20 protein-coding genes and 1 other RNA gene are annotated in these 23,438 nt (G+C 39.7%); 3 read left to right on the forward strand and 18 right to left on the reverse strand.

The window, feature by feature from the left end; all coding sequences use genetic code 11:
• The first annotated feature begins 72 nt into the window (after positions 1–72).
• Positions 73–834 (forward strand): restriction endonuclease, encoded by a 762-nt coding sequence (locus tag MKZ26_RS09965; protein WP_340766072.1) that lies wholly within the window; start codon positions 73–75, stop codon positions 832–834.
• A gap of 318 nt (positions 835–1,152) precedes the next feature.
• Here MKZ26_RS09965 and MKZ26_RS09970 read toward each other — a convergent pair whose 3' ends face one another.
• From MKZ26_RS09970 to MKZ26_RS09990, 5 genes are all read right to left on the reverse strand, one after another.
• A complete protein-coding gene (locus tag MKZ26_RS09970; protein ID WP_187045316.1) occupies positions 1,153–2,004 on the reverse strand; it encodes an IS3 family transposase in 852 nt (283 codons plus the stop codon).
• A 5-nt stretch (positions 2,005–2,009) separates the two neighbouring features.
• A complete protein-coding gene (locus tag MKZ26_RS09975; protein WP_187045315.1) occupies positions 2,010–2,351 on the reverse strand; it encodes a transposase in 342 nt (113 codons plus the stop codon).
• Positions 2,352–2,883: 532 nt separating this feature from the next.
• Entirely contained in the window at positions 2,884–3,333 is a 450-nt protein-coding gene (locus MKZ26_RS09980) for an SMI1/KNR4 family protein (RefSeq protein WP_340766074.1), read from the reverse strand.
• A 20-nt stretch (positions 3,334–3,353) separates the two neighbouring features.
• Positions 3,354–3,776 (reverse strand): SMI1/KNR4 family protein, encoded by a 423-nt coding sequence (locus MKZ26_RS09985; protein WP_340766077.1) that lies wholly within the window; start codon positions 3,774–3,776, stop codon positions 3,354–3,356.
• Entirely contained in the window at positions 3,767–4,912 is a 1,146-nt protein-coding gene (locus MKZ26_RS09990) for an HNH endonuclease (protein ID WP_340766079.1), read from the reverse strand. The genes MKZ26_RS09985 and MKZ26_RS09990 overlap by 10 nt, the downstream gene beginning before the upstream one ends.
• A 166-nt stretch (positions 4,913–5,078) precedes the next feature.
• On the opposite strand from MKZ26_RS09990, the gene istA reads away from it, so the two are divergent.
• Entirely contained in the window at positions 5,079–6,626 is a 1,548-nt protein-coding gene (gene istA / locus MKZ26_RS09995; RefSeq protein ID WP_340767593.1) for an IS21 family transposase, read from the forward strand.
• Entirely contained in the window at positions 6,623–7,369 is a 747-nt protein-coding gene (gene istB, locus MKZ26_RS10000) for an IS21-like element helper ATPase IstB (RefSeq protein ID WP_338655207.1), read from the forward strand. Before istA ends, istB begins: the two co-directional genes overlap by 4 nt.
• Before the next feature lie 482 nt (positions 7,370–7,851).
• Here istB and MKZ26_RS10005 read toward each other — a convergent pair whose 3' ends face one another.
• The 13 genes from MKZ26_RS10005 to gap form a co-directional block, all read right to left on the reverse strand.
• Complete coding sequence (locus MKZ26_RS10005) at positions 7,852–8,394, reverse strand: T6SS immunity protein Tdi1 domain-containing protein (RefSeq protein WP_340766081.1); 543 nt, start codon at positions 8,392–8,394, stop codon at positions 7,852–7,854.
• A 12-nt stretch (positions 8,395–8,406) separates the two neighbouring features.
• Positions 8,407–10,272, reverse strand: a complete 1,866-nt coding sequence (locus MKZ26_RS10010; protein WP_340766083.1) for a T7SS effector LXG polymorphic toxin — start codon at positions 10,270–10,272, stop codon at positions 8,407–8,409.
• A gap of 20 nt (positions 10,273–10,292) precedes the next feature.
• A complete protein-coding gene (locus MKZ26_RS10015) occupies positions 10,293–12,173 on the reverse strand; it encodes a hypothetical protein (protein WP_340766086.1) in 1,881 nt (626 codons plus the stop codon).
• A 162-nt stretch (positions 12,174–12,335) separates the two neighbouring features.
• Positions 12,336–12,696, reverse strand: a transfer-messenger RNA (tmRNA) gene (gene ssrA / locus MKZ26_RS10020).
• An 80-nt stretch (positions 12,697–12,776) separates the two neighbouring features.
• Positions 12,777–13,244, reverse strand: a complete 468-nt coding sequence (gene smpB, locus MKZ26_RS10025; protein ID WP_067206031.1) for an SsrA-binding protein SmpB — start codon at positions 13,242–13,244, stop codon at positions 12,777–12,779.
• A 152-nt stretch (positions 13,245–13,396) separates the two neighbouring features.
• Positions 13,397–15,724 carry a ribonuclease R gene (rnr, locus tag MKZ26_RS10030; RefSeq protein WP_257722499.1) on the reverse strand — a complete coding sequence of 776 codons (2,328 nt, stop codon included), beginning with the start codon at positions 15,722–15,724 and terminating at the stop codon, positions 13,397–13,399.
• Between the two features lie 47 nt (positions 15,725–15,771).
• Positions 15,772–16,518, reverse strand: coding sequence for an alpha/beta hydrolase (locus MKZ26_RS10035; protein ID WP_340766088.1), 747 nt, complete (start codon positions 16,516–16,518; stop codon positions 15,772–15,774).
• A 409-nt stretch (positions 16,519–16,927) separates the two neighbouring features.
• Entirely contained in the window at positions 16,928–17,155 is a 228-nt protein-coding gene (gene secG, locus MKZ26_RS10040) for a preprotein translocase subunit SecG (RefSeq protein WP_067206024.1), read from the reverse strand.
• A 175-nt stretch (positions 17,156–17,330) separates the two neighbouring features.
• Entirely contained in the window at positions 17,331–18,626 is a 1,296-nt protein-coding gene (gene eno, locus MKZ26_RS10045) for a phosphopyruvate hydratase (protein ID WP_067206021.1), read from the reverse strand.
• 15 nt (positions 18,627–18,641) lie between these two features.
• Positions 18,642–20,168 carry a 2,3-bisphosphoglycerate-independent phosphoglycerate mutase gene (gene gpmI, locus MKZ26_RS10050; protein WP_067206019.1) on the reverse strand — a complete coding sequence of 509 codons (1,527 nt, stop codon included), beginning with the start codon at positions 20,166–20,168 and terminating at the stop codon, positions 18,642–18,644.
• The gene (gene tpiA, locus MKZ26_RS10055) at positions 20,161–20,922 is read right to left on the reverse strand and encodes a triose-phosphate isomerase (RefSeq protein ID WP_067206017.1); all 762 of its coding nucleotides are present in this window, start codon (positions 20,920–20,922) and stop codon (positions 20,161–20,163) included. The genes gpmI and tpiA overlap by 8 nt, the downstream gene beginning before the upstream one ends.
• Before the next feature lie 15 nt (positions 20,923–20,937).
• Positions 20,938–22,119: a phosphoglycerate kinase gene (locus MKZ26_RS10060; RefSeq protein ID WP_197485404.1), complete on the reverse strand. Its 1,182-nt coding sequence runs from the start codon at positions 22,117–22,119 to the stop codon at positions 20,938–20,940.
• 117 nt (positions 22,120–22,236) lie between these two features.
• Positions 22,237–23,244: a type I glyceraldehyde-3-phosphate dehydrogenase gene (gene gap / locus MKZ26_RS10065; RefSeq protein ID WP_067206007.1), complete on the reverse strand. Its 1,008-nt coding sequence runs from the start codon at positions 23,242–23,244 to the stop codon at positions 22,237–22,239.
• Positions 23,245–23,438: the final 194 nt, after the last annotated feature.

The raw sequence follows: 23,438 nt of genomic DNA on the forward strand, positions 1-23,438 counted from the left end.
CTCTAGTTAGAAATGTATGAATATGCTTATAATCTAACATTTTTAATCTTAAGTTTATGGGGGGACTTTGTATTGGAAATTGTTCATGAACCTCCAAACAGTTGGCAAGAATTAGAATTAATAGTTGCGAAAATATTAAATCAATGTGGATTTGATGCGAAACGTGGCAAACAGATATCAACAGTAAGAGGTACTGTTAATATCGATGTGTTCGCAAAGGATAGCAATAGCACACCTTCATCAGAGTACCTTATCGAATGTAAATATTGGAACACAGATATCCCTCAAATGGTTATTCACTCATTTAGAACGGTTGTAAGTGATTATGGTTCCCAGCACGGTATAATCATCGCTAAAAAAGGATTTCAATCAGGAGCATATGAGGCAACTAAAAATACTAATATACATTTGCTTTCTTGGAATGAGTTTTTATCATTATTTGAAAAACGTTGGCTAGAAAAAAGAATCAAAAGGATACATCATACAGCAAAACCCTTGCACATTTACAGTGATCCTCTAGATGTTTCTGACTATCGGAATCAACTCTCAAAAAATGAAATATCGAAGTACAAAAAGTTATGCGAAGACTATATAAAGTATAGTATTTATACTCATGAGATAGCTTTTGGAGAAATCGTGAGTATGTCACTTACACATAAAGAACAAATTGACAACATAATTAAAACAGCTCAGAAACATTTTGAAGGCTATTCCTTTAATAGTTACACTGATTTTTTTGAACACATAGAACAAAAATGCGTGGAAGGAATTCATCTATTTGAAGAGCTTTTCAAGAATACTGATGCAAAACTCCACGTTCAAAGATATAACTGATATAGCTCTAGAATGGAAACAAATGCTGCCCTGTAAAGGCAGCCGATTGTTCATCTAAAGAACATTAGTTTAAGTACATTTATTCACAAACTTTGCTCTTTATTTGATTGTTAACTGCAATGCTCTATTTTGAAACTGTCTCGGCTAGGGTAAATGCTTCCCATAAGTCTTTTAATTATTCCCTTCACACATCTTTAGGAGAAGCTTTTAATCTTTTACGGGAGCAATGCGACCCAAACTCTTTCACTTATTAAAGAATTCGTTTTTAAATTTCAGGTACCTGTGGTTTGCCCCCTATATATCGGACGCAGTTAAATACTAGCTTTGAGGTAACAAGTGCGCTTCCAAGAAGGCTTTAGGTGTCTTATACCCTAAACGTTTTTGGCTTCTCTCATCGTTAAAGTAGTTGCGGAAGGCCAGTAAGTCGATTTTAGCCTGTGCATAATTATTCAAAGGATAATGAAAATCAAATTCGGTTTTGAAGTGAGAAAAGATACTTTCAATGACCGCGTTGTCCCAACAGTTTGCTTTTCTCGACATACTTGGCGTAAAGCCAAGTTCCTTTGATTTCTTATGGTGCTGAAGTGATGTAAAGACACTTCCTTGATCGGTATGGAAGAGAATGCCTTTCATTGACTGAAGATCACGTTCGTTCATTGCCATATGAATAGTAGCTTCCACTAGCTCATAAATCGGCCTGGAACCAACAGCCAGCGCAATTAGTTCTCGATTGAACAAATCAACAATAGCTGAAATGAACAGTTTTGCGCCCTCTGCTTTGATTTCGGTGAGGTCCATAACCCATTTTAGATTCGGAGAATCTACATCAAAATTTCGATTTAATATATTTGGATAAACATGGCCAACAAGGTTTGTTCTTGTTTCTCTAGTGATTCTTGCCTTTCTTATCTTAGATGCTAAATTCAATTCATGCATTAATCTGGCCACGCGTTTATGGTTTATAATATGGCCTCTTTCTTTAAGTTCTCCTGCAATATGTTTACAACCATAAGTACCTTTGCTCTTATTATACGTTCGTTTTATAGCTTTAATATCTCGAAGATCGCGTTCTGATGGTCCTTGTTGTGGGCGCTTCATGTAATCATAATACCCACTTTTTGATACACCAAGTGTCTTGCAAAGTCTTTCAACCGAATATTCCTTTCTCAAAGAAGTTATGGCATCATATGACTTTTGTTTTCGTTCTCCTTGAGAAAGACCTGGAACTTTTTTAGAATTTCAATCTCCTCTTGTTGTTGATAATATTTCGTCTCAAAGCAACGTAGGCGTTCTAATTCAATCCTATCATCTGATAGTAAGTCTGGGTTTTTCGATTGAAGACCAGTCTCACCGTGCTGTTCAAAGGTTTTGACCCAATTAATTACTGAATTTACACTGAAGCCAATTTCTTCGGCAACAAGCCTTTTGTTTCGGTTGAACTCTATCACTTGTGTAACCGCATATAATTTTGTTTCAAATGTTGAACGACGCTTTTTTAACTTTTTCCGGATATACATAATAACCTCTCCTTTAAATAGAATAATAAGGCTTTGTATATTCTATACCCTATTTTGTCCGTTTTAAGGGGGGCGACCACTGTGCACGACACTATTCCGTCAATTCACTACAATTACATTTTTATAAGAAGTGGATTAGGTATATACTTCAACATCTATTCCTTTTTTCATTTTTATACAATTGGGTGAATTGTTCGTTGTTGTTTGTTGCACAGGTACCCCAAAATTTAGTTCCTATACTGACACTTGTTGGACAGTTAGATAAAATAGATAAAAAAATACCCTGGGAATACTGGATTCCCAAGGGTATTGATAAGTTTTAATTTGAAATAAACTATTGTTTCGGCAATATTTTGGTGTCATTTCTAGTTGAGGATGTGCTAATGCCTATTTACGCCCTATGCAAAATGGTCCAGATCTTAACTGTTAGCCACGCCTTCTTTTCAGAGTGTGTTTGTCCACCTTTTTCAGAATTTCAAAGTCATCTTAACGAGCCTCTGATTCTATAAATTTATTATGCTATATTTAATACTTATGCTTCGTACAAGTTATTGAGGAAAAATGTGAAGTTTTCTGAAATTAAGTTAACGTACTCATCTTTTAACTCATTATCTTCTTCAAAGTAATCCATATCACAAAAATACACTTTATCCTGCTCACTAATTGCTAAACAAATCAAGCTATCAGCAGGATCTACACCAATTGGAATTAAATTAGAAGGGACTATCTTGTTTGTACAATATTTCTCATAAAAGCTCTCTAGATTTGAATCTGTTTCTTTCGATATAGGTAGAAACAACATTACTGAGGACGTAATGGTTCCATCTGCTGTCTTAAATCTTCTTTTCACTGGTTTACCACCGTTATTGAGAAGCAAAAACTTCTTATAATTTTCTGGGAGATTTACACCATATTCATTCTCGAATGCCTCAATATCTTGCCTTACTAATCGTTTAAATGAAAATTCAAAGTTTAATTCCAATTATACCACTTCCTACTCCATTAAATACTTTCTAACGCATATAATCTCTCTAATAAGTCAGTAAATGAATCACACACTGGAGTTATTGTTGTTTCTTCACAGTCATAAAAAATAATTTTTGGTGATTTTTCATTGTAGCGATAGTCAAAACATAATAAATTACCAAAAGGATCTTTAGCAAAAGGAATTAATTTCTGAGATGAGAACTCATAAAACATTTTAATGTTTAAGTCTTTATTAGTAAAACTAATTAGATTATTGAAGACAGCTTCAATCATTCCATCATCGCAATCAAAAATATTAGGTTCTGGGAAACCACCATTATTTTCTATTATGCACTGTTTATAGTCATCAGGTAGATTAAACCCAAATGAATTTTCAACTTCACCAATTTTCATTTCATCTAGCGGTTCTTCTGTAAAAATCCATTTAATTAATCCCATGAAATCATCTCCAAAATCTGTTTTTTAATTTCCCCTTTTCTACCAGCTTCACCTCCACCCCATATTGCTCTTCCACCAGTATGACTAGCTGATTGGTGTTCAAAATAGTCAACTATTTGTATTTTTCCTGGCTGTTGGTTGTGATGCCATGTTAAAGTTTGAGGTACTTTACCTGCTTCCAAAAATTCTATTTCTTGCTTTGTGAATTTTGTTGCCAATTCTGGATTTTCTTTTATTTCTTTGTATAACGATTTAGATAAATATCCAAATTGTACTGCGTCAGTTTCTAGATAAAGTTTCTCTGGTAAAGAAATTTCATGCTTTGCACTAAATATTGGAAAACCCTTTTTATCATATGCTACATTATACTCTTTTTCATTCTTTTTAGATATGAACGTATAAGTAGTTGTTCCATCCTCATTACGAACTTTGCTTGTGAAATTTCTAGGTTTATTAGGCTTTCTAGTATACGGAGGTTGATTCCTTACAGCTTCAACCATTGCATTCTCAAATTTTTCTTTATTAATTGACTGAGTCTTCTTAGTATTGCCCGTACCCTTAGCCACAACATCCACATTCTTTATTTCAACCTTAACATCGGTAGCTCCACTTTTTATACTCGTAGGAATATCTGTTTTTGCAAATGGCATATTTAATGTAAAGGCATTTGGAGTACCCAATTGGTAATGAGTGGTAGATAAAAGATCTAGTTGAATTTGAGTTTTTCCTAGTGAACTGTTGACGACATCTTTGTAAATTGGAGAATAGATGGACTCCATCTTCTCTGTACTTACCACATTTCTTACTTGATTTAAATTGTTCCCTTTTACAGCTAATTTCGTGCCCGTACTTGCCCAGCCAGCAAAGGGAATCATCGCTCCCAAAGAAAGAGTCGCATTTAATGCATCCCCTCTCGCCGCATAGATAATACCATTAACACCATCTGCTGCTTCACCAAAAACAGGTACAAGCCCTGCTAAATCTAATCCAAACTGGAAAGAATCAAGTAATTTGTTTTCTTTGGGTTTGTCGACTTTAACGGTCTCTTCTGTTTTATATTCAACTTTGGAAACAACTTCATAGAAAACTGTTTGGCCTACAACATACTCTTTAATGAGTAAACCATTTTCATACATATGGTATTTTATATTTTCATCCAGATTCTCTTCGACAGTGTTGTAACCGCTATACTAAAAGAGACAGTTTTCGCTCGAATGCCTTGAACACTTTCGCCAACAATCATGCCATCTAGTAAGCTAGGATTATTAGTTTACTGGAGGTAAGGACTTGGAGGAAAAGTTAGTGTTATACATCGAAATTCAGCAACTATACAAACGGAAAATGAAGATTGCACAGATTGCAAAACATTTGAAAGTAACGCGTGGAACTGTTTATAAGTATTTGAATATGTCATTTGAGGAAGCACAAGAATATTTGGGGAATCCTTTGAAGAAACCTAAGAAATTGGATCCCTACAAGGATTGGGTTGTCGCATGGCTAGAAGAATACCCACATTTAAGTGCAGCACAAATTCAAGATTGGTTAATCGAGCGCTATCCTGATTTGGTAATCGGAGAAAGCACAGTTCGTACCTATGTAAAAGAGATCCGTGAGATTTATCAAATTGAGAAAAAAGCGATTGTTAGGCAATATGAGGCCGTTCCTGAACAGCCGATGGGCAAACAGATACAGGTGGATTGGGGAGAAACAAGACAGAAAACGACGACGAAAAAAGAAGTGAAATTATACTTCATTGCCTTTGTTTTAGCACATTCGCGGTATAAGTACATGGAGTGGCAAGACCGACCTTTCACTACGAAGGATGCCATTCGTTGTCATGAAAATGCCTTTCGCTTTTTGGGTGGTCGTACGGAAGAAATTGTGTATGACCAAGATCACTTACTATCAGTCAGCGAAAACGCTGGGGATATCGTGTTAACAGCAGAATTCCAAGCGTATGTAAAAGATCAAAAGTTCCGTGTTCATTTATGTCGAAAAGCCGATCCTGAATCAAAAGGAATGATTGAAAATGTAGTGAAATACATAAAGGGAAATTTCGCAGACAGCCGTGTTTTTAAAGATATTGAGGACTGGAATGAACGTGCGCTCCAGTGGTTGGAACGCACAGGAAATAAAAATGTGCATAACACAACAAAAAAGAGCCCAGTCGAAGTGTTTCTCGTCGAAAAGCAACACTTAGAACCAGTCTCTTCACTACTTTCAAATGAAAGTACACATGCATATATTATAACAAGAAATGTAGGCAAGGACAATACGATTCGCTTTGCGTCCAACCGTTACTCAGTTCCATTAGGAACTTATGGAGTATCACCAGAGAATCAGGTTGTTTTAGACATACAAGGTGAGCAACAAGATACGTTGGTTATTCGTAAGCAGTCAAACGGTGAAGTGCTGGCCGAACATCAAATTAGTAGCGAAAAAGGAAAGCTTATTCAAAATCGTAATCATACCCGAGACCGTTCTAAAGGAATTGAAGAGTTAAAGAAAACCGTCATTTCATATTTTGAAGAACAAGAAGACGCATTGATGTATGTGGACGAAATTTGTATGAAATACGTGCGTTATCGTAGAGATCAATTAATAATTCTACAAAAGGTGATTAAAGAAGAACCCGAATGGATTGATTCAGCACTTCAAAAGTGTATGCGTGAAAAATTATATAGTGCGAATGACTTTAGAGACGTAGTGCGTTACTTGAAGCAATCGAATCTAGAGGAATCAGCCCTACTCCATGAGCAACAGAATGTTTCAATGACTCCAACGAATATTCAAGTAGAAACACGCCCCTTAGAAACGTATACACGAATTCTAGGAGGGATTGTCTCATGAATAAAACGGTGAAAGACTTACAGAATCATTTTCGTCAGCTACGGCTGTCAGAAACGGCAGAGGAGCTCCCGCAGCTCCTTCGCGAAGCTGAAAAAGAATCATGGACTTACTTAGAATTTTTGGAAGCTATCACATCATTTGAGCTAGGCAAACGCGAGGAAAAAAGTATAGGACGTCGTATTAAATGGGCGCGCTTCCCCTACATTAAAACGTTACAAGAATTTCAAGTAGAGGAGCAAACAGCTCTTACATCTCGTCAACTGACACAGTTACAAGAGTTCAGCTGGTTAGAGCAGCAATACAACTTAATCTTATTAGGCCCACCTGGTGTTGGCAAAACATTTCTAGCGATAGGGTTAGGCTTAGAGGCTATTCATAAAGGGTTCCAAGTGTACTTTGTGACAATGGGAGAATTAATTCAGCTTCTGAAAACCCAAGAATTTGCGCATAAATCGCAGGTTCAAATGAAACGACTTCAAACATCTGATTTAGTGATTATTGATGATTTAATGTACATGGCAATGGATCAGCGTGAGGCAAATCTATTCTTCCAGCTCATCAATTATCTATACGAACGAAGTTCGATTATTCTAACGTCGAATAAGAGCCCAGAACAATGGACGGAGTTAATGGGGGATCAAGGGATTATGACAGCCATTCTAGATCGGCTGTTACATCGTGTCGAAGTGATTCACATGAATAGTGATAGCTATCGAATGAAAAATAGGCAGCATATATTTTAAGCGAAAGTGTTCATTTCAAACGAGCAGAAACTGTCGTTTTGACCTTGACGGTTACAAGTGTTCACTTTTTTCCCTTCAAGGGTTTGAAAAGTCGCTATAGTAATCATCGTACCGATCAGCTGTTCATGTTCCTTTAGCCATAAGTCAGTGGGATATAAGTACAAAAAGCCCCACACAGGAGATAAATCCTGATGCGAAGCTATTATACACTTAACTCCTGGACCTACATTTAAATTACCAGAGTAGCGAATTGTTTGACTACCTGGTACCCGACACTTATTTACTTCAATTTTTATGTCTTCAAAACATAAATTTCTCAAAAAAAAAGCACATGTTGCCTAAAAGACAATCAAATGCTTATTGTTAGCTATATAAAGGAATACACAAATCTTATCCTTAAACATCTTTTTTTCGTTCTAGTCACCCGTATCTTCAATTAGGAAATCATTCTCTTGTTACAGCTTGTCTTATACTTCCCGATATTACTGGACTGGTCCCATAAATTCAGTAATAATAAGAATATGTTCCTTCAATTTGACCTTTTTTAAGTTCTCTACTTTTTCTGCTCCACCTAGACCTAATAGAGGTGTATAGCCCAAGCACTCTTCATAAGATATTTCTCCACATTTTTCAACTGCTTTGGGATATGGTTGCCACATTAAATACTCGTCTCGAAACCTTTCTGAATTCAGACTTTTAAAAAAGTATAAAAAGTTTGGTATAAGTGTTTTAAGCACCCCATATCTAAAATTAAGCAATCTTACATAACCATCAGCCCATATAACTAAATCCCCCATACTTGTTGCAAATAACACTACAGAATCAGTATATCTTTGACTACTCTCTTGTAAGATATCAATGTACTCTTCTGGGTTGACACTTTTAAAATAACCTTGCATAAATGTTCCAAATCCATAATCCTGCCACAAATCTATTATTTCTTTAGGGACTAAATTTTTATATTTTTCAATGATCTCGTTAGGAACCTTACTATTCAACTTAAAATCACTTAAAACTTTTTCCATTAAAAAATCTCCTTAGTTTTTCAATTTTACATTCAAATAGGTATTTTTTATTTGCTCAGGTGTCATATTCTTAGCCATTTCCCTTATTTGTTCATCAACAACATCAATTCTATATCTCCATTGGGAACCAATTGAAGAATTTATACCTTTATGTCCCATTCCACCAATTTTATCAGGTTTTCCTCCCGCAATCTGATCTGGATTATGAAGTGCTGCTTGGGTATTTAGCCATTCTTTAGCTTCTTTTTCTGCTTCATCAAATGATTTTTCATCAGCCATAAATTCGAAAATTTTATCAGATAAGGCTTCTTCTCTAGCTGTTTGTTGAGCAACATTCCCTTCTATTGCTCTACCTTCAGCAATATATCTTTCTCTATTTGTTAGATACTCGTCCATCCTTAACTCATTCATACCTTTTTCTTGGTCTCTTAATTGTCTTGTAAACTCTTCTGAATCATGTTTAACATTTCTATTAAAGTTCACTTCAATTTCTTTTATTCTAGGTAAATTATCTAAAAGCTTACCATTTCCCGTACCCTTAGCCCCAACATCCACATTCTTCACTTCAACCTTAACATCGACATCTCCACCTTTGATACTTGTAGGAATATCTGTTTTTGGAAATGGCATATTGAATGCAAGGGCATTTGGCGTACCCAATTGGTAATGAGTATTAGTTAAGAGATCTAGTTGATTTTGAGTTTTTCCTAGTGAACTGTTGACGACATCTTTGTAAATTGGAGAATAGATGGACTCCATCTTCTCTGTACTTACCACATTTCTTACTTGATTTAAATTGTTCCCTTTTACAGCTAATTTCGTGCCCGTACTTGCCCAGCCAGCAAAGGGAATCATCGCTCCCAAAGAAAGAGTCGCATTTAATGCATCCCCTCTCGCCGCATAGATAATACCGTTTATGCCATCTGCTACTTCACCAAAAACAGGTACAAGCCCAGCTATATCTAATACAGTCTGGAAGCGATCTAGACCATTACTTTCCTTCGTTGTGTCCGCTTGAACGATCTCTTTTGCTTTATATTCAACTTTGGAAACAACTTCATAGAAAACTGATTGGCCTATAGCATACTCTTTAATAAGTAAACCATTCTCATACACATGGTATTTTATATTTTCATCCAAATTCTCTTCGACAGTGTTCACTTTTTTCCCTTCAAGGGTTTGAAAAGTGGCCGCAGTAATCATCGTACCGATCAGCTGTTCTTGTTCCTTTATCCATAAATCGCTAGGATCTAAGTACACTTTTGGGAACAGTTCCGTTCTAATGTCACTTCTAAACGTCAGAACATTCCATTGGCTTGGGACGAAGTTTATGTCCTTTACCCCTGCTTGGAACAGTCCCTCCATATCCGTAAGCCACGTGTTCATCGTCTGCAATTCTTGTTCAATGGGATTCAGTGCGGAAGTCTGTGTTGCATCAAATTCATAAAGTTGTGAGACGGTATCTTCACGTTTTCTCTTAGAACGAATGACTCCCTCCTGGACTCCGCTATCATCTAAGTGGGGCAGTCCCACAATATCACTCACCTGATCCATGATACTGTTTGCCTCATCCGTCAAACTAGCGGTGAGGCGACCAATTAGCGTAAGTCCCTGTTCTAGCTCTCCCTCTAGGAATGGTTCTAATATGTAACCGGTTGAATCAGGTTCGAGTGAATGAAGTGCCCCCTCCATCTGGTGAAGCACTTGTTTGAACTGTTCGGAAAACAACTTAAAAAAATGAAGAAATGGTAAATGACATTCCTGGTAAAAGGAACGGATGGCATTACCTCCCGCTCCTTTAAATTGTTCCTCCATCTCAACTAGACCCTCCACTGCATGGTGGATCGCTTCCATTTCACTGCTTAGCCTGTCCAACATAGTAATTTGTTTAGATTTGTTTAAAATGCTGATAAAATCAAAATCTTTCCCTTTTGACCTCCTAAATCGTCAATATGAATCTTATATTTGGACTCCGCTATTTTTTCCATTATTATTCTTTTTTCGCTGTCATCCCAATGCCTATTGAACCATTTCTTAAATCCATTCGAAACTTTACCCATTCTTAATTCATGATTATTCCCGAATTTCTCGCGCGCTTCTTTAAAATAGCTTTCACAGTCGGTTTCAAATGTTTTACTTAATAATCTTTTTTCAAAATCTAAATTCAGACTTACCTCCAACTGCTGGATGGCCGTTAATATATCAGAATAAATATAGATATTACATTGCTCTTTAGTGTTTAATAATCGTATATTTGCCCTGTGAATGATCTGTAAAATATCCGCCAGGAGAAGTCCTATATATATGTCATTGACCTTCTTACTTTCAAACCAACTACTATTACCGTCATTCTTCTGTTTCCCTTTTTTCAATGAAATGTTTATTTCTGTTCCATATAGTGCTATTGCATAGGATTTGTAGAAGTCTGGATGTCTTATCGGTAAATTTGCTAGTGCTAAACCGTTATATTTTGACAATTCGTTTTGCCCCGTTGTATTGAGGAGGTTTAAGGCCATTGATTCTTCCTGATTTACTCCATCGCTTACTACTGTTTGAAAGTGAATTGCATATTGCTCTTCAGTAATCGCACCTAATTTGTAGTATTTTTCAATATCCTTTTTGTCTGGTAAAAGTAATAGATTCAATTCTAAATTACTTTTCCTCAATAACTTTATATCCTCGCTGATAGTATTGAAAATTGCAAGATCTCCATTCCGACTACCTTGAGTGGTTTTAATATTTACATGCTGTACCTTCAACCTTGCTTCGTAGTTATGGTAATTCTTTAAAGGTTTTATTTCGAAACCCATTTCTTTATAAATTATGTTAGTTTGTCTGGCTGTCCCGTCTAAAACCAGTACGCTACCATACTGTAAGTAGTCCAATTTTTTCGAGCATATTACAACATCTTTTCGGCTGTTATCTCGATTAATAACGGCTGCCCCATTGTTTTCTAGAAGCTGTTTAAACCATTTAAACCTGTTTATATACTTATAATCTATTGGATAAGTCATTTCACCAAAGACATTTAAGACGTATTTTAATATCTCATAATCATCCGGTATCATGGATAGTATCTCGCTTAATGCTGTTGTTGCAATCGATAAAGTATCATCTGTTTTTCTGTTCTTATAGGAATTTGCAATTAATTGTCCTATAGCATATGAGACTGTAACTCTTGATTTTTTCAGCTTGTACATTTCGATTCCACTATTTTTTGCATATTCGTCGAACCAATCCAATACATTATTCTCATCTAACGTACGAATACGAATACCAGTCTTGTACATCAACTTAATCGCCCCTGCGTCTCTAAAGCCAACGAATGAGGTCTGGTCAATGAGTTCTAGAAGCTTGTCAATGTCAGATTCCTTTGCTCCCTTTTTCACCTCTTTATCAATCTTGATATGAATGCTATTCCAAAACTTTTCCTTAATCCAACCATTGTTAAAAAACTTGCTGAGAACTGCCTTCGTGGACTTTAAGCGAATCAATTTTGTTGCAGGACTAACCTCTAGTACATCTAGGTAATAATATAGAGCTTCCATTGTAATATCCTCTACATACCTAAGCTTGCAAGTTGTGGAAAACTGTACAAAGATGTACTGATAGCTATCAATTGTGCGTTGTCTGTTCCCTGCAATCCTCATTTGCTGAAATACTGTATCAAGAGCTACCTCGATTAACATTCCTTCTCGTTCTAATACCTTCGCCTTTGTCGGCATGACCACAACATCACCACTTACCGCAAACACTCCTTTTTTTCTACCTCTAGACATACAAAAAACCTCCCAATCATTTTGATTAGAAGGTCTATAAACCATGAAATATGATAATTTACCCTAGGGAGCAGAAAAGGGATATTGACCAGGAGTTCAACTCCCGTTCAATACCCCTCCTCTATAAAACCGTTGATACGACTGCGTTTATAGCAGTTTTTAATATGGAGACGGCGGGAGTCGAACCCGCGTCCAGAGGCTCTAACACTTAAGCATCTACGCGTGTAGATTGTCTATTTGGATTCGCGTAGCATTATGCCGGCAATCAGGGCGTCATGTACGCTATCTTGGAAGTCTCTTCCGACTGCCTCAAGAGGCAACAGCCGTCGTATCCCACTAAAGGTTGAGCCCTACAAATGCCACATGGGCGATGGAAATGTAAGGCAGATTCAACAGCTTACGCTGCGAATGCTAGGTTGTTGTTAGTTTTGCCTGTTATTATAAGGTGCCGTTTCTGACGGAGCCGAGCCCTCCGACGCGCAACTCAAGCTAAGACGACCCCTGTCGAATCCGTAACGTCCCCAAAGGGATGTCAGGAGAACCTATTTAAAGGCTTCTGAACTACTTGAACATTAATTAGTATACCACATTTCCATCAAAACTTCAATATTTCTGTCTATCTCTAAGTGCACGATCGATTTCACGCTTCGCATCTTTTTTCTTCAGATCTTGGCGTTTGTCGTAATCTTTCTTCCCTTTACCAACACCAATTAACACTTTTGCAAAGCCGTCTTTTAAATACATCTTAATCGGTACAATCGCAGATCCCTGTTCTTTCGTTTGTCCAATCAATTTGCTAATCTGTTTTTTATGAAGAAGTAACTTTCTAGAACGCACCGGATCATGATTGAACTGATTCCCGTGGTCATATGGGCTAATGTGCATATTGGTAATCCACGCTTCGTTATTGCGGATTCTTATAAACGCATCACGCAGTTGAACTTTACTAGTACGAATTGCTTTGATTTCAGTACCTTGTAGAACAATACCTGCCTCAATTGTTTCTTCGATTGCAAAATCATGATTCGCCTTTTTATTAACGGCGACTACCTTCCCCTGGCCTTTCGCCATTTCTTTCACCCCTTAATCAATTACGCCCCGGCGTAATTGCATCCAAATTTTGAATAGCGCTTATGCCTGCTGGACGCAGGTAAGCAACCTTTCAAAGTTTGTGACAATACAGCCGGAAGCAAAACTGCGGAGCGGCCTAGACCGCTCCTTCTTTACTTTTTCTTTTTAGGCTTAGGTTTAGTACCCGCTTTTTTCGCTGCGCCTTCATAGAACTTTTTCTTTTTACTATATGTGCCTGTTTTCTTTTTATCTTTTGATTTATCTCCAGATTTATTGTCGCCATCCTTTTTCTTTGCATGGATGACTTTCGGAGTTTCTTTACGTGTACGACGGAAGTCTTGTTTCATGCCAACGATTTCAAAATCGATTGTCGATTCTTCAGGCTTCACAGCAATCACTTTCACGGTTACTTCGTCGCCGAGTCTGTATTGTTTGCCAGAACGTTCACCAATCATCATCATTTGTCTGTCGTCAAATCGATAATAATCATCTGTCATATGACTAACGTGAACAAGTCCTTCGATTGTGTTTTCCAGTTCGACAAACAAACCAAAGTTTGTAACCGATGAAATAACACCTTCGAATTCTTCGCCAATTTTGTCGAGCATAAATTGAGCTTTTTTCAGTGACTCTGTATCACGTTCTGCTTCAACTGCACGACGTTCCCGTTCAGATGTATGCTCTGCAATATCAGCTAATATCGCACTCCAATGCGCAAGTGTCTGTGTCGACATGTCTTTTTCAATTAGATATGTCCGGATCAAACGGTGGACGATCAAATCTGGGAAGCGGCGGATTGGTGCCGTGAAATGAGTATAGAATTCTGTGGATAAACCAAAGTGACCCAGACTTTGATCTAAATACTTCGCCTGTTGCATTGAACGCAGGAGCATTGTCGAAATAACTGTTTCTTCAGGTAGTCCCTCAATTGATTCAACGATTTCCTGCAACGCTTTTGGATGGACCTTATTGCCCGTTCCTTTTACAACAACACCAAAGTTCGTTAGAAATTCGAAGAAACGTTGTAATTTCTCTGCTTTCGGATCTTCGTGAATTCGGTAAATGAACGGTACTTTAAGCCAGTGGAAATGTTCCGCGATTGTTTCGTTCGCAGCAAGCATGAATTCTTCTATCAGGCGTTCTGATACAGTACGCTCCATAATGACAACATCCGTTGGCCATCCTTTTTCATCAACAAGGATTTTCGATTCCTTGAAATTGAAATCAATGGCTCCACGATCTTCTCTCTTCTGTTTCAAAATAGCCGCGAGGTCTGCCATATGGTTAATCATAGGAACAACATGTGCATATTTCTCTGAAAGTTCTTCATCTTTTTCTTCGATGATTTTATAAACTTCATTATAAGTCATACGTTCTTTCGAGCGAATAACACTCTCAAATATTTCGTGCTCGACGACTTTCCCGTTGCGGTCTATCGTCATCGTACAAGATAACGTAAGCCTATCGACACCTGGATTCAATGAACAGATTCCGTTCGATAATCTATGCGGTAACATCGGAATAACTCTATCCGTCAAGTACACGCTTGTTCCACGGTCATAAGCGTCATCACCCATTGCAGAATTCTCCGTCACATAATAACTGACATCCGAAATATGAACAGATAATATATAGCTACCATTGTCGTTTTTCACAACTGAAATGGCATCATCAAGGTCTTTGGCATCCGCGCCATCAATTGTTATCGAAAGTTCTTCACGGAGATCACGACGTTTGAACAAATCTTCTTCCTGAACTTCTTCAGGTATTTTATTTGCCTGGTCTAGTACTGCTTGCGGAAAATCAACTTCAATTCCATGCTTATGAATAATAGACAAGATGTCCACGCCTGGATCATTTCTGTGACCAAGGATTTGTGTCACCATACCTGTTGCTGACTTCCCGTCTACAGGCCAGTCTGTTATTTCAACAACGACTTTGTGACCATCAACCGCATCAAGTGAATCTCCTTTACCGATGAAAACGTCCATTGGTAATTTTTTATCATCAGGAACAACGAAACCGAAGCCTTTATTGTTCTGGTACATGCCCACTACCTTTGTTGTTTTGCGTTCCACGACACGTGTAATTGCCCCTTCACGTCTACCGCCTGATGTGGCATTAACGACACGTATGAGGACAGTATCTCCGTTCATCGCGCCATTTACTTCATGTGGTGGTATGAATACATCATCCATTCCTTCTACATCCGGTGCCACAAAACCAAATCCTTTTGCATGCCCGATGAATTTTCCACGAAGGAGATTCATGCCTTCTGGCACGCCATAACGGTTCGATTTCGAGCGAATAATTTGCCCTTTTTGTTCAAGGTCAACAAGCATTTTCACTAGTTCCTTAAACTCCGCCGCCTGTTCAAATCCCAGTACTTCCTGGATTTCCTGTACGGTTAGCGGCTTATACGATTCTTCTTTCATTAGAGACAGCAATTTTTGCTGTATGTCTTGTTCTAAGCTATCCAATTGCATCACTCCTTATAAGTCTATAGTATGGTCATTGGTCTTATCTTTCACTCATTCCAGTCCAATGATTCCAAGAATTTCAAAATATCTTCATGAAGTTTCACTTTTTCGGGTCCGAGTGTAATGACATGTCCCGATTGTTCATACCATTTAATATTTTTTATGTCTGATTCGGTATTGTCATAAATAATGTTTGCGGAATCGGTATCGATAACATCATCGTTTGTAGCCTGCACAACAAATAGCGGTGCATAGATGTGATCGATATGATCTCGTACATCATAGACAAGTGCACGAAGTTCTTCGAGAGAAGGCATATTTTGCGCACGTAATGCCTCTATATCTCTTTCGATGTCTTCTTCGGCTTTCCCTTCAAACTTCTTATACTCCCGTGCATATTTAAGGACACCTTCATACATAATGTCAGTTGTTCTCATCGACATTGGCGCGCACATTGTAACAATACCCTTCACTGGCTTGTTATACCCTAATTTGAGTGAAAATACGCCTCCTAATGACAATCCCGCAACTGCAATCTCATCATATCCAGCTTCCTTTAATTGATTATAACCCGCAAGAACATCTTCCCACCACTCTTCGGGACCTGTGTGGATCAATTCTTCTGGGGGAACACCGTGGCCTTTGTAATGGGGTGCAAGCGAGGTGTAGCCTTCCTTTTCAAGAAACCGTCCCAACATCCGTACGTCCGCTGAGGTACCTGTAAATCCATGTAGCAGTAAAACTGCACGCTTCCCTCTTTCGAAAAAGAATGGTTTCGGTTGTGCAATTCTCATTTAGATCATCCTTTCTAAGAAAAGTGCAAGGCGCCAAAAAAGGATAGCAGCTTAAGTACGCCACTTCCTGTGGCAACAGCTGCATGACCTACATCCTGTAGGCCCGCGACAGGCATAAGTCGATCCAGCGACGTGGCGCTCTTTGCCACATAGCTGGATTGCTTATGACCCGAGCGGCTGGCACCTGGAGTCTAGACACTAAGAAAAGCGTAAGGCGCCGTTCAGCTCCGACAGGCATAAGACGGGCGGGCTAAGCGGCGTTCTTTGCCGAATAGCCTGACTGACTTATGTCCCGAGGAGTTGGCGCCTGGAGCTAGACAACGACCCCAGTAGAAAACTTATACTTCCCTACTTTTAATAAAAAACGCCCGACCAGTCGGAAGGTCAGGCGATAATGGTCTATTTAAGATTATACTTTCATAATGACGATTGCCAATACGATAAACAAAACGGCAAGTACAACAGTGACCCGTTGAAGTACGAGGTCAAGTCCACGTGCTTTTTGTTTCCCGAAAAGTTGTTCGGCTCCGCCAGAGATGGCTCCTGATAGACCTGCGCTTTTCCCAGATTGCAATAATACGACTACGATCAATGATAGTGCTACGATTACGAGCAGTGTCATCAGCAAAGTATGCATTTTGTTCCACCTCCCGATTCGAACTTCACAACAGTTCTATTTTACCAAAAACAGACTGGTGTTACAACCTATTGTTCTAATTTTAAGACAGAAGTTCTCATAGTCACTCAGTGAGTTTCCACTCAATCTATTAAAAACCAAAGAAAAACCCGCCGAAGCGGGTTTTTAGCAATCATTATTTTTTCAAGTTATAAAACGTTTTAACACCAAGATATTCAGCAGTATCATCTAGCTGATCTTCAATACGAAGCAATTGGTTGTATTTCGCAACGCGGTCCGTACGAGATGGTGCACCCGTTTTGATTTGTCCAGCGTTTGTTGCAACTGCGATATCAGCAATTGTCGTATCTTCTGATTCACCTGAACGGTGGGAAATAACTGCCGTATAGCCAGCGCGCTTCGCCATTTCAATCGCATCAAACGTTTCCGTCAATGTACCGATTTGGTTCACTTTAATAAGGATTGAGTTACCAATACCCTCTTCAATTCCTCGTGCCAGTTTTTCTGTGTTCGTTACGAACAAGTCATCTCCGACAAGTTGGATTTTTTTGCCTAAGCGGTCCGTCAATAGTTTATGACCCGCCCAGTCATTTTCATCCAAACCATCTTCGATAGAGATGATTGGATACTTACTGCAAAGCTCTTCATACCAATCAACCATTTCTGCCGATGTTTTTACGATACCTTCGCCAGCAAGATTGTACGTACCATCTTCTTTATTGAAAAACTCAGATGCTGCAACGTCCATTGCAAGGAGAACTTCCTCACCTGGTTTGTAGCCTGCTTTTTCGATTGCTTCAAGGATAATAGACAAAGCTTCTTCATTGGAAGATAAGTTCGGAGCGAATCCGCCTTCATCACCCACTGATGTATTCATGCCTTTTGCCTGTAGAACAGTCTTAAGGGTATGGAAAATTTCCGCGCCCATACGAAGACCTTCGTGGAATGAAGTAGCGCCGACTGGCATTACCATAAATTCTTGAATATCCACGTTGTTATCCGCATGCTCGCCACCGTTTAGAATGTTCATCATTGGCACTGGCAATTGTTTTGCGTTAATGCCGCCTAGATATTGATAAAGGGGAATATCAAGATAATCAGAAGCAGCATGTGCGACAGCTATCGATACGCCAAGAATTGCATTTGCGCCCAATTTACCTTTGTTGGCAGTACCATCAATTTCAATCAACGCTTTGTCAATCGTCACTTGATCAAGAACTGAAAACGCATCTTCCAATTCCGCCGAAATAACTTCATTAACATGGTCAACCGCTTGAAGAACACCCTTGCCCAAGTAGCGATCCGGATCACCGTCACGTAGTTCTACTGCTTCATATTCGCCTGTTGAAGCGCCAGATGGAACGATTGCCCGACCAAATGCACCGCTTTCCGTAAATACTTCAACCTCTACTGTTGGATTTCCACGTGAATCAAGTACTTCTCTCGCTTGGATAAGTGTAATGATTGGCATGTCATTCTCCCCTTTTTAAAATAATGGTGTGCCGGTCATTTCTACCGGTTGTTCTACTTGTAACAATTTTAGCATTGTTGGTGCCAAGTCTGCGAGTTTACCGCCTTCGCGCAAACTAATTCCCGCCTTCGTAACGATAACCGGAACCGGATTCGTTGTGTGCGCCGTCATCGGAGCCCCGTCTTGCGTAGTTACTTCATCAGCATTTCCATGATCAGCCGTTACGATTGCCGTACCGCCTTTAGCATGGATTGCGTCGATAATTTTGCCAAGGCATATATCAACCGTTTCAATCGCTTTGATGGTTGGTTCCAGCATTCCACTATGCCCGACCATGTCGGGATTTGCGAAATTGAGAATAATTGCATCAAAACGATTCGCTTCAATTCCTTCAATAAGCGATTCCGTCACTTGGTAAGCACTCATCTCCGGTTGCAAGTCATACGTTGCAACTTTCGGTGAAGCTATCAAGATTCGTTCTTCACCTATGAACTTGTCTTCTCGTCCGCCACTCATGAAAAAAGTGACATGTGGAAATTTCTCGGTTTCCGCAATGCGCAGTTGTGTCAAACCGTTGCGGGCGATAACTTCACCAAGAGTGTTTTCCAAGTTGTCACTACTATAAGCGACATCTGCAACAATGTCGTCACTATAATGAGTGAATGTCACAAACTTCAAATCTTTATATCTTTTCGTTCCTGTTTCAAATTCATCAAAAGTAGAATCTGTTAAGGCGCGTGAAAGCTGAATGGCACGATCCGGACGGAAATTAAAGAATACAACTGCATCCCCGTCTTCAACCGTCGCAACCGGTTTACCAAGTTCTTCTATAAGGAATGGTACAACGAATTCATCATGAACGCCTTGCTTATACGACGCTAGTACGCCTGCAGTCGGCGTAGCTGCCGTTAAAGCAGCGCCTTCAACAATTGCACGGTAGACCTTTTCCAAACGCTCCCAGCGCTTATCACGATCCATCGCATAATACCGTCCTGAAATACTTGCAAACTTGCCAACACCCAACTCTTGCATGAATGTTTCAGTCTTTTCAATGTAATCAAGAGAAGATTGTGGGCTCACATCACGGCCATCCAGGAAGGCATGGACAAATACTTTATCAAGCCCATTCAACTTCGCTAGACGAAGAAGTGCAAATAGATGCTCATAATGGCTATGTACACCACCGTCGGATAGTAACCCCATCAGATGGAGTGCAGAGCCGTTTTCCTTCGCGTGTGTAACTGCTCTCAGAAGCGTTTCGTTATCGAAAAAGTCAGCTTCCCTGATTGACTTATTAATACGAGTCAAACTTTGATAGACGACGCGACCAGCTCCAATATTCAGATGCCCTACTTCAGAGTTACCCATCTGTCCTTCAGGAAGACCTACCGCCTCCCCACAAGCTGTCAGCGTTGAATGCGGGAAGTTGTTCCATAATAGATCGTAATTCGGCTTGTTCGCCTGCGCAACTGCATTTCCTAGCTTGTCATCACGAAGGCCAAAGCCATCCAAAATGATAAGCGCTACCGGACTTTTACTCATGTGCTCCAGCCTCTAGCAATTTCAAGAATGATGCAGGATCCAAACTTGCGCCGCCGACAAGTGCGCCATCGATATGTTCCATTGTGAGAAGTTCTTCAATATTGTCCGGTTTAACGCTACCGCCATATTGAATACGAATTTGGTCTGCAACTGTTTCATTATATAATTCGCCGATTGTCGTACGGATTGCTCCACATACTTCATTGGCATCTTGTGCAGTTGCTGTTTTACCTGTACCGATAGCCCAGATTGGCTCATAAGCTATGACTGCTTGTGCCGCTAAATCAGCGCTGACGCCTTCGAATGCTTTTTTCACTTGTCCTGCTACTAATTCAACTGTTTGTCCACTTTCCCGATCTTCAAGTGACTCTCCCACACAGACGATTGGCGTAAGCTTGTAGTCAAATGCAGCATGGACTTTCTTGTTGACGGATTCATCTGTTTCGTTGAAGTACTGGCGACGCTCAGAATGACCCAGGACAACATAGCCAACGCCGATTTCTGACAGCATCGCTGGACTGATTTCGCCCGTGAAAGCACCTTCTTTTACGTCATGCATCGTTTGTGCACCAATACCGACTGCTGAACCTTTTGTAATTTGTACAAGTTCTGAAAGGTATAAAGCGGGTGGACAGATAACCGCTTCCAATTTTTCTGAAGCTGCTGCTTTTTCTTGCACTTCTATCGCGAAACTTTTCGCTTCTTCAAGAGACTTGTACATTTTCCAGTTACCCGCAATTATTCGTTTTCGCAAAATGTTTCCCCCCGATCATTTATCGTTCAGTGCAGTGAGGCCCGGTAGGTCTTTTCCCTCCATGAATTCAAGAGAAGCGCCTCCACCAGTTGAAATGTGATCCATTTTATCTCCTACGCCGAACTTTTCGACAGCAGCGGCTGAATCGCCCCCACCAATAACTGTATATGCTTTTGTTTCAGCCATCGCTTTTGCAACTCGTTGTGTGCCACCCGCGAACGGCTCCATTTCAAACACACCCATAGGCCCGTTCCAAATGATCAATTTCGACTCTTTAATAACGTCTGCGTAAAGTTCAGCTGTTTTTGGTCCAATATCCAGACCCATCCATCCTTCTGGTATGGAATCGATATTCACGTTTTTTGTCTCTGCATCTTTTGAAAACGCATCCGCTATGACAACGTCGATTGGTAAGTATAAATTAACGCCTTTTTCTTTGGCTTTCTGAATAAATGAGTTCGCCAGGTCGATTTTATCTTCCTCAAGGAGCGAATCTCCTATTTCATGGCCTTGTGCTTTTGCAAATGTATATGATAATCCGCCGCCGATAATCAAGTTATCCACTTTGTCTAATAGATGATCGATGACGCCAATTTTGTCTTTCACTTTAGCTCCGCCAATAATTGCTGTGAACGGACGGTCAGGCTCTGATAATGCCTTACTGAGAATATCCAATTCTTTTTCAAGAAGGAGGCCAGATACAGCCGGAATATGTTGCGCTATGCCCGCAGTAGAAGCATGTGCACGGTGTGCAGCACCGAATGCATCATTGACGAAAACATCAGCGAGTTCCGCAAATTGCTTCGCTAGTCCTGCATCATTCTTTTCTTCTCCAGCATGGAACCTAACATTTTCAAGCAGAATGATATCGCCATTTTTCATTGTCGAAATGGTTTCTTCCACTTCTTTCCCAATGGATGAATCGAGCTTTGTTACCGGCTTGCCAATCAATTCCGCAAGTTTTTCGCCTGCAGCAGTAAGCCGCATGTCTTCATTCACTTCGCCTTTTGGACGTCCTAAATGACTCGCGAGAATAACTTTCGCACCCTGAGCTACCATATAATTGATGGTCGGAATTGCTGCACGGATCCTTGTATCATCCGTTACATTCCCATCTTCCATAGGCACATTGAAATCTACCCGGCAAAAAACGCGTTTCCCTTCAAGCTGCATATCTTTCATCGTCTTTTTCGACACCATGAAAACGCCCACCTCCATATATACTAAAAAAAAATGAGGAACGGGGTAACCCCCGCTCCTCTTACCCAACTACATTATAAGGGGTTTTATTGTTTATGGCTATATTTAACTGAATTATAGACCTTTACCAAACATATAAAGTGCCAAGTCCACACAACGTGCAGAATAAGCTGATTCGTTGTCATACCAAGTAATTACTTTCACCATGTTGTCTTCAAGGACCATCGTTGAAAGACCATCTACAGTAGATGATGAAGTATTTCCGTTATAATCTTTAGAAACTAGTGGGAGTTCATTATAAGCCAAGAAACCTTTTAGCTCATTTTCAGACGCGTTTTTCAATGCATTGTTCACATCAGCAATTGTCACATCTTTCTCAAGTTCAGCGACAAAGTCAACGAGTGAAACGTTTGGTGTTGGAACGCGGACAGCCATACCGTCAAGTTTACCTTTCAATTCAGGAATAACTTTTGTTACAGCTGAAGCTGCGCCTGTCGTAGTTGGAATCATGTTTTCTGCAGCTGCACGAGCACGTCTGTAATCCGAATGCGGTAAATCCAAAATGCGTTGGTCATTTGTGTACGAGTGAATTGTTGTCATTAGACCGCGTTTTATACCGAATTCGTTGTGAAGTACTTTTACAACTGGAGCAAGACAGTTTGTCGTACATGATGCATTCGATACGATGTTATCATTTGCCGGATCGTATGACTCGTGGTTAACACCCATTACAAGTGTCGTGATATCGCCTTTTGCCGGTGATGACAAGATAACTTTTTTCGCACCCGCTTCAAGGTGTTTGTTCAGTCCAGCTCTGTCCGTAAATACGCCTGTCGAATCAACGACAACGTCAACCCCAAGTGTGCCCCATGGTAGCGCTGCTGGATCTTTTTCTGCATATACTTTCACTCTTTTGCCATCGACAATAAGCGTGTCATTATCAAAACTGACTTCCGCGTCAAATACGCCATGTACAGAGTCATACTTCAAAAGATGTGCAAGCATTGCTGCATCCGTCAAATCGTTCACTGCTACAATTTCAATTTCCTCTTGTTTCAAAGCTTCGCGGAATACTTTACGCCCAATCCGTCCAAATCCGTTAATCGCAAGTTTCAAAGTCATAATATATTCCTCCATGTTGTTTTTTTTAGTTTATAGTGAGAAAAGCGCAAGGCGCCGTCCAGCCCCGACAGGCATAAGACGGTTTGCGAGGAGGCGTACTTCAGCCACCACAGCAAAACGGCTTATGACCCAAGGGGTTGGCGCCTGGAGCCTAGACACCGTTCTCTATTAAAAAATTTCTTATAGCTACATTT

Origin of the sequence: Sporosarcina sp. FSL K6-6792 (genome assembly GCF_038004885.1) — a bacterium.
Classification (GTDB): Bacteria; Bacillota; Bacilli; order Bacillales_A; family Planococcaceae; genus Sporosarcina; species Sporosarcina psychrophila.